4 protein-coding genes and 1 pseudogene are annotated in these 6222 nt (G+C 69.6%); 3 read left to right on the top strand and 2 right to left on the bottom strand.

The genetic code is table 11. The features are described from left to right. Positions 1-408 (bottom strand): annotated as a pseudogene (locus ACWD3I_RS48880) (hypothetical protein); the annotation flags it as partial. 462 nt (positions 409-870) lie between these two features. On the opposite strand from ACWD3I_RS48880, the gene ACWD3I_RS48875 reads away from it, so the two are divergent. From ACWD3I_RS48875 to ACWD3I_RS48865, 3 genes are all read left to right on the top strand, one after another. After that, positions 871-2817 carry an NAD-binding protein gene (locus ACWD3I_RS48875; protein ID WP_365413843.1) on the top strand — a complete coding sequence of 649 codons (1947 nt, stop codon included), beginning with the start codon at positions 871-873 and terminating at the stop codon, positions 2815-2817. A 143-nt stretch (positions 2818-2960) separates the two neighbouring features. After that, the gene (locus ACWD3I_RS48870; RefSeq protein WP_365413845.1) at positions 2961-4256 is read left to right on the top strand and encodes a hypothetical protein; all 1296 of its coding nucleotides are present in this window, start codon (positions 2961-2963) and stop codon (positions 4254-4256) included. Between the two features lie 144 nt (positions 4257-4400). Further along, positions 4401-5582: an ISAs1 family transposase gene (locus ACWD3I_RS48865; protein ID WP_451084458.1), complete on the top strand. Its 1182-nt coding sequence runs from the start codon at positions 4401-4403 to the stop codon at positions 5580-5582. 17 nt (positions 5583-5599) lie between these two features. Here ACWD3I_RS48865 and ACWD3I_RS48860 read toward each other — a convergent pair whose 3' ends face one another. Further along, the gene (locus ACWD3I_RS48860) at positions 5600-6055 is read right to left on the bottom strand and encodes an IS5 family transposase (RefSeq protein ID WP_365413849.1); all 456 of its coding nucleotides are present in this window, start codon (positions 6053-6055) and stop codon (positions 5600-5602) included. Positions 6056-6222: the final 167 nt, after the last annotated feature.

The raw sequence follows: 6222 nt of genomic DNA, 5'->3' as shown, positions 1-6222 counted from the left end.
ATCGACCGGTGCGCCGCTCGCCAAGTCCCGTTGTCGCGGCTCACGTTCGCGGCCGCACAGCCTGGTGAGCGGAGCGGCGAGGCCGCGGGTCACCGGCCAGGCGACAAACGCGGACAGCGCGAAGACAAGGGCGTGGGCCAGGGCGGAGCCGATGCCCGTCCAGCCGACCCGGTCCAGTACGACGATGCCGGCGAAGCTGACGAGCCAGCCGCTCGCTGCCACGACCGAGGCGGAGACGGCGACCGGCGCTCCTCCGAGCATCCTGGCCAGTACCGGAGCATCGCCATCGAAGTCGCGCACGCCCGCCCGGCCCAGCAGGACCCGGAACCAGAAAGCGAAGGAGACCACCAGGGCCGAGGTGAAGAAGACAGTGGGGAAGCCGGCGGCGGCGTCGATGACATCCAACATCCTTCACCCCCCTGTCCCGTTGGCGTCCAGGTACCCTCGGCCGCTGCCGGATTCAGGCACGAGGACGCGGCCGTGTTTCGACCGAGGCCATTGTGGAGCGACATGGCTCTTCACCGCATTGCCGTGTTCCGGCAGTCTTGACGTCCTCTTGATGCCGGACACACGTACCCGTGCGGCCGACGGCGTCCCGAGCCGAGAGAGCGGCGGACATGATGCCGAGGAGACGGTTGTTCGGGCGTATACGGCTCGGCTCATGCGACATGATCAGTTCTGGTCATGGGGGCAGGCGCTTCGCCATGGCTGTCTCGTGGGTATCGCCATCGGGGGAAGGACAAGCATGCGGCGACTCGTGCGCGCGGTCGTGGGCCACGGCTGCCGGGCAGTCCACCGTGGGGTGTGCGCAGGCCCGCGCCAAGGCCGGTGCGGTCGGGCCGGCATCGCTACGAGGGGGTGCGGCGCACGATGAGGTGCGTACCCTCGCTGCCCGGTCAGGTCCGGCACCCGGCCCTGCCGGGACACATGGTGGTGTGCGGCGACGATGCCCTCGCCGAGCGCCTGGCCGCCGAACTGCGCGAGCTGTACCGGATGCGGGTCACCGTCGTCGTACCGTCACTGCCCAGTACCGCTGATGCCGGGGCGGGGTCGGACGGACGGACGCGGGCCCTCGCGTTGCTCGCCCGGATGCAGGCAGTCGTCAACCGGGCCGCCGACTCCGAGTCCGCGCCGGACGTCCGCGTGGTGCAGGCGCCGGTTCTGGACGAGGAGGTGCTCGCGGAGGCCGGCGTCATGCAGGCCGATGCGCTAGCCCTCGTCCACGGCGACGACGAGACCAACATCCGCGCCGCGCTCGCTGCCCGTCGCCTCAATCCCCGCCTGCGCCTGGTCATCCGGCTATATGACCGCAAACTTGGCCAGCACCTTGCTGAGTTGCTCGACCAGGCGGCGGTCGTCGCGTCACCGGGTCTCGATCCGGCCGCGTTGGACACCTCGACCACCGTCCTGTCCGACGCTGACACCGCGGCCCCGGCCCTCGCGGCGACGGCCGTGACGGGCACCAGCAAGGTCGTACAGGCCGACGGCCTGCTCCTGCGGGCCGTGGAGCGCACTCCGCCGGGCCACGGCGCGGTGGCCGACCCAGGGCTGTGCACGCTCGCCCTGCTGTCCTCCACCGCCAACGACCCAGCGGGAACGGAGGGTTCGGACGCCAGCGGTCAGGACGGACCGCAGCTGCTGCCGGACGACCGCACCGTCGCCGCCGCGGTCGGCCGCGGCACCGTCGTCCTGGAGACCGTCACCCACGACGGTCCCGAGCGGGCCCTCGCACGCGGCCTGCCGTTCGGCTCGCTCTTCTCGCGCCGCCTGCGCTGGTCCCTGGCCGGACTCGTCCTGAGCGTCGTGGGCCTGGCGGTGGCGTCCTGGCTGACCACCGGCGACCACCCCCTCCACGCCGCCTACCTCACCCTCCTCGACATCTTCGCCATCGGCGACCCCGCCCTGGGTGAACCCACCGCCCGCCAGGTCATCCAACTGCTGTCCGGGCTGACGGGACTGCTCCTGCTGCCCGTGCTGCTCGCCGCCGTACTCGAAGGACTGGGCACCTTCCGCACCGCCTCCGCGCTGCGCCGGCCGCCCCGCGGGCTGTCCGGCCACGTCGTCCTGCTCGGCCTGGGCAAGGTCGGTACCCGTGTCCTGGCCCGGCTGTGCGAACTCGGCATCCCGGTGGTGTGCGTGGAGGAGGATCCGGAGGCCCGCGGCATCCCCCTGGCGCGCCGCCTGCGCGTACCCACAGTGATCGGTGACGTCACCCAGGAAGGCGTGCTGGAGGCCGCGAAGATCCACCGCGCGCACGCGCTGCTCGCCGTGACCAGCAGCGATACCACCAACCTGGAAGCCGCCCTGTACGCCCGCTCGGTGGAGCCAGGCCTGAGGGTGTCGCTGCGGCTGTACGACGACGCCTTCGCCCTCGCCGTCTACCGCACCCTGCGCGCCGCCCACCCCCACGCCTTCACCCGCAGCGTGTCCACCCTCGCCGCTCCCGCTTTCGCCGGGGCGATGATGGGCCGGCGGATCCTCGGTGCGATTCCCGTCGAGCGCCGAGTCCTTGTGATCGCCGCGCTCGACGTGGCAGGACACCCGCAGTTGGAGGGCCGTACGGTCGCCGAGTCGTTCCGGCCCGGCATGTGGCGGGTCCTGGCCATCGACTCCGCCGACCCGGGCGAACGCCTGCCCGACCTTTCGGCCTCACCGTCGTACGACGGCACCGAGCACCCGAGCGGTCTCGTGTGGGATCTGCATCCCGGCCATGTGCTGCGCCCGCAGGACCGCGTGGTGCTGGCCGCCACCAGACAGGGCTTGGCCGAACTTCTGGGCACTCACTCGCGGAGCCGGGCCCGTCCGGCGGGTTCCTGAGCCACGCACGCCCGGCTCTCGCCCGCTCCTGCCAACTCCCGCTACGTAGCGCTGAATTAGGCCTGAATGCGGTGGTCGGGCGTAGTAGGCAGAGCTGCTCCGTATGCGGCACGATCGTTCATGCCAAGGGGGAGGCGGGATGTATGGCAAGGAAGTCCGCAGGATCGGCTGACGGGCGGTTGGGCGGTGCTGCGTCATTACTAACGACGCCGGCCGTGCCGGTGTTCGGGGTAGAAGGCGCTCATCGGGTCGGGGCTGGCTCGGACGGGCTGACAGAGCCCACGCGATTACTGTGCGCGGCTGCACATCTGCGGCCGGATAGAGCTGAGGAGTTCGCCGAGAAGCTCAGGAAGTGGCGGAAGAAGCAAGCCACGGAACTCGTTGACAAGCTCACCCCGAAGAAGATCCGCCTGCGACGTTTGGAGCAGGCGGCGAAGCGAGCGCTCGAAGGTGATAAGGACGAGTTGGAGCGGGCGTGGGACGACGAGACGCCCCCTGATCCCAAGCAGCCGCGGGTGCTTGTCGGCCACGAGTACGCACGCTGGATACGCAGCCGGATAGCAGGGGACGGGCGGCCGGTGCCGTCCCAGGGATTCGACCTTGAGGCCGTGCTGATTGCGTGTGCTCAAGCGGAGCGTCTGTTGTGGCTGCGCCGGGCCATTATTGCTCTCGGTTGCGTGGCCGGTGGGCCTTGGATGCTGACTCCATTCGCCTATTTAGCGCCGGTGGTTGCTCTGTTGGGGCTCTGGGCAGCGTTCTATGCGGATCGGATGCTGGCTCAGCGGAGGCTCCATGAGTTGATGCACGTTGGGGACAGCACGACATGGGGAGCCGAGGTGCCGCGTCGCTTTCGGAGCGCGGCCGAGCGGATTCGGGACGGGGCATACGGCGAGGTGGTGCCGTACCAGAACCAGGTCCGGGCAGCGGGGGCGAAGTACCACTTCGTGGGAGCGGGCAAAGTCTGGTTCGAGACACAAATCGGAATCGACGTCATGCCCACCAAGTCGGAGGACGAGAACGGCGACCAGGAAGCGGCAGACGGCAACAGCCGCCTTCGGTCCCTGCCCAGCGTCGAAGAACTACTGGCCGGCTCCAGGCCCGGTGAAGGGGTGGTCCGGTTCACCCCGGACGATCTGCACGCCCATGTGGCCCGGGAGTTGCAGCGCCCCCTCGATCCGCTGCCGGACTTTCACCCCGACAGCGCGCAGGAGGTGTTCGGCGTGGCCGCGATAGCGGCTGAGCGCTGGGGGACACTGACTCCCGAGCGGTGGTCTCCCGGGCCCAGGCATGGAAGTCGGCGCCGCGGTAACCCTGGTCCGCCCACACATGCCGCAGACGCGGAAAGGTATCGGCGGCCCGGGAGAACAACACAACGGCGCCATCCCGATCGCCGACGCTCGCCGGGCTTACACAGGCCACCAGGACGGCAGGGTCTTTGAGAAGTGCCGAGGTGGGCGGTTCGCCTGCTGAGAACCGGATGTGACGGCTTGTCGGCTTCTGTCGGCGGCGACCCTGGAGACAGGACAGGCATGGCTGCTGGTGATCATGTGGGTGTCGAGTCCGTATGAGCACCGAGCGAGTCCATGCCTGCGCGCCCATCTTCCCGCATGCCGTCATGCCTCCAGCAGCTGGGGGAAGCCTCCGGCCCAGCTCTGCTGAAGACAGCCGCTGACCTGCGGAGTTATCTGGCCACGGTGCCTGACCCGCGGGCCCGTCGCGGCATCCGTCACCCATGGACGGCCCTGCTCACCTCTGCGGCCGCCGCCGTTCTGGCCGGCGCCGCCTCGATCTCAGCGATCGGCGAGTGGGTGGCCGACGCGCCGCAACACGTCCTGGCCCTGCTCGGGTTCCGACCCGACCCGCTGACCGGCCTGATCCGCCCGCCCCATGCCACGACCATCCGCCTCGTCCTGGCCACCGCGGACGGCGACGCCCTCGACCGCGCCATCGGCGACTTCCTCCAGGAACGCCAGGCCCCGGCCCCGGGACGAAAGGTCATCGCCGTCGACGGCAAGACACTCCGCGGCTCCCGCAGCGCCAAGCGGACGGCCACCGCCCTGATCGCCGCCATGACCCACAGCGGCCAGGTCCTCGCCCAACGGCAGATCGACAGGAAGAGCAACGAGATCCCGGCCTTCGCCCCGCTCCTGGACGGCATTGACCTGACCGATGCCGTGATCACCGCCGACGCCCTGCACACCCAGCACGACCACGCCTCCTACCTGCACGAACGCCGGGCTCACTACCTGGCCGTCATCAAGCGGAACCATCCCGGACTGCATGAGCGGGTCCGCCGTCTTCCCTGGCGCGACATCCGCCTGGACCACGTCGAGCGCACCCGGGCCCACCACCGCGACGAGATCCGCCGCTTGAAGACCGCCGTGTTCGCCCACATCGACTATCCCCACGCACGCCAGGCCCTCCAAGTCGTGCGCTGGAGACGGGACATGGGCACGGGCAAGCTGACGATCGAACGGATCTACCTGGTCACAAGCCTGCCGCCCGGCGCGGCCGACGGCAGCGAACTCGCGGCCTGGATCCGCGGCCACTGGCGCATCGAGAACCAGCTGCACCACGTCCGCGACCGCACCTTCCACGAGGACGCCTCGCATATCCGCACCCGCCACCTACCCCGCGTCATGGCCGGACTGCGCAACCTCGCCATCGGCGTCCACCGTCAGGACGGCCACACCAACATCGCAGCCGCCCTCCGCCACACCGCCCGAAACCACCTGCGGCCCCTCACCGCCCTCGGCCTGACATGACGAACCCGGACACAAGATCACTTCTCAAAGGCCCTGACCAGGACGGTGCCGCGGGTATCGACGAGCAAGTGGCGTTTGATGCCGCTGACCTTCTTTCCGCCGTCGTAGCCGTGCAGGCCACCGCGCTCACTGGCCCGCACGCTCTGGCTGTCCACGACGGCCGCACTGGGAGTGGGATCACGGCCGAGCTGTGCCCGCTCACGTTCCCGCAGAGCCGTCAACATCCGTTCCCACACGCCCTCTTGCTGCCACCGCCGCCAGTAGTGGTAGACCGTCTGCCACGGCGGCAGGTCATGCGGCAGCAGTCTCCAGGCGCAGCCGGCCCGCAGCCAGTACACCAGTGCGTTGAGGATCTCCCGTCGTGTGTGTTTTGCCGGCCGTCCGCCGGGCCTGACTCCCGGAACCAGCGGACAGAGAATCGCCCACTCCGCATCGGACAGATCCGTCGAGTAACGGGTACGCAGCCCGCACACCCCAGCCCCCGAAAGCGCGTCACCGCCCCGCTACCAGGCGACTTGCCCGCTGACAGGCTTTTCAGACGCCCTCTAGGGCCTGTGTGACGTTGTGATCAGCCAGTTGCCTTCAGCAGGTCGTTGATCCAGATCATCGAGGCACGGAGGTGGAGGCCGGCGAGGTAGCT

The organism is Streptomyces sp. NPDC002817 (assembly GCF_053592055.1).
The sequence above is the reverse complement of the archived record's forward strand: the minus strand, read 5'-3'. Positions and strand labels throughout refer to the sequence as shown.

Bases quoted from the DNA above. Each gene is read 5' to 3' on its own strand.
- ACWD3I_RS48875 (WP_365413843.1), top strand. From the start codon at position 871: ATGAGGTGCGTACCCTCGCTGCCCGGTCAGGTCCGGCACCCGGCCCTG.
- ACWD3I_RS48870 (WP_365413845.1), top strand. From the start codon at position 2,961: ATGGCAAGGAAGTCCGCAGGATCGGCTGACGGGCGGTTGGGCGGTGCT.
- ACWD3I_RS48865 (WP_451084458.1), top strand. From the start codon at position 4,401: ATGCCTGCGCGCCCATCTTCCCGCATGCCGTCATGCCTCCAGCAGCTG.